Here is a 1,315-nt window from a genome sequence, read left to right as displayed (position 1 = left end):
ACTTCGCCCGGCGCCACCGACAGGTTCACGCGGTCCACGGCGGGCAGGCCGTTGAAGTTCACCGACAGGTTGCGGATGGTAAGAAGGTCAGTCATGTTCAGGCCATCCGTTTCAGCTTGGGGTCGAGGGCGTCGCGCAGCCCGTCGCCGAGCAGGTTGATCGCGAGCACCGAGATCAGGATCGACAGGCCCGGCATCGTGACGATCCACCAGGCGCTGTCGATATAGTCGCGTGCGGACGCGAGCATCGCGCCCCACTCGGCGGCCGGCGGCTGCACGCCCAGGCCCAGGAAGCCGAGCGCCGCCGCATCCAGGATCGCCGACGAGAAACCCAGCGTCGCCTGCACGATCAAGGGAGCCGTGCAGTTGGGCAACACCTGCGAGAACATCAGGCGCAGCGTGCCCGCCCCCGCGACGCGCGAAGCCGTCACGTATTCCTTGTGCAGTTCACCGAGCGCCGAGCCGCGCGTCAGACGCACATAGCCCGGCAGCGCCACGATCGCAATCGCGAACATCGTGTTCGTGAGACCCGGGCCGATGATCGCCACCACCGCCACAGCCAGCAGCAGCGAAGGCAGCGCGAGCAGCACGTCCATCAGACGCATGATCGGCGTATCGGCCCATTTCTCGAAGAACGCAGCGACGAGCCCGAGCACGATGCCCGGAATCAGCGCGAGCACGACCGACACGCAGCCGATCCACAGCGACAGGCGCGCGCCGTACATCAGGCGCGAGAGGATGTCGCGGCCCGCTTCGTCGGTGCCGAGGATGAACTTCCAGTTGCCGCCGTCGAGCCAGGCAGGCGGAATCTTGACGAAGTCGCGGTACTGCTCGATGGGGCTGTGCGGCGCGAGCACGGGCGCGAAGACCGCGACCACGACCAGCAGCAGCACGATCACGCCGGCGGCGACTGCGCCCCTGTTGCGCGAGAAGTTCGCCCAGAATTCGCGCAGCACGAGCGCGCGGCCCGAAGGCGGCGTCACGGCGCGGGGCGCGGTGTTCTGAATGTCAGCCATCACGCCTCCTTCTTTTGAATATTGAGTGGGGTGTTCTTGTTCATGATGCGTGTTACCTCGTGTGGCGGATGCGCGGATTGAGCACGCCGTACAGCAGATCGACGACCAGATTCACGAGGATCACGAGCGTCGCGATCATGAGAATGCCGCCCTGCACCACCGGATAGTCGCGACGGCTGATCGCGTCGATCAGCCATTTGCCGATGCCGGGCCACGAGAACAGCGTCTCGGTGAGCACCGCGCCCGCGAGCAGCGTGCCCACCTGCAGGCCGATCACGGTCACCACCGGAATCAGCGCAT

At 66.2% G+C, this 1,315-nt stretch carries 2 protein-coding genes; both read right to left on the bottom strand.

Going from position 1 to position 1,315, the window contains the following annotated elements; genetic code table 11:
* Positions 1-97: 97 nt before the first annotated feature.
* Entirely contained in the window at positions 98-1,015 is a 918-nt protein-coding gene (locus F3J17_RS35890; RefSeq protein ID WP_167070562.1) for an ABC transporter permease subunit, read from the bottom strand.
* 52 nt (positions 1,016-1,067) lie between these two features.
* The coding region (locus tag F3J17_RS35885) for an ABC transporter permease subunit (RefSeq protein WP_167070560.1) at positions 1,068-1,315 on the bottom strand (248 nt) is incomplete at its 5' end.

This window comes from Burkholderia sp. Ax-1719 (genome assembly GCF_011753055.1).
GTDB lineage: Bacteria > Pseudomonadota > Gammaproteobacteria > Burkholderiales > Burkholderiaceae > Paraburkholderia.
Note: the sequence above shows the minus strand (reverse complement) of the source record. Positions and strands in the feature narration are given on the sequence as shown.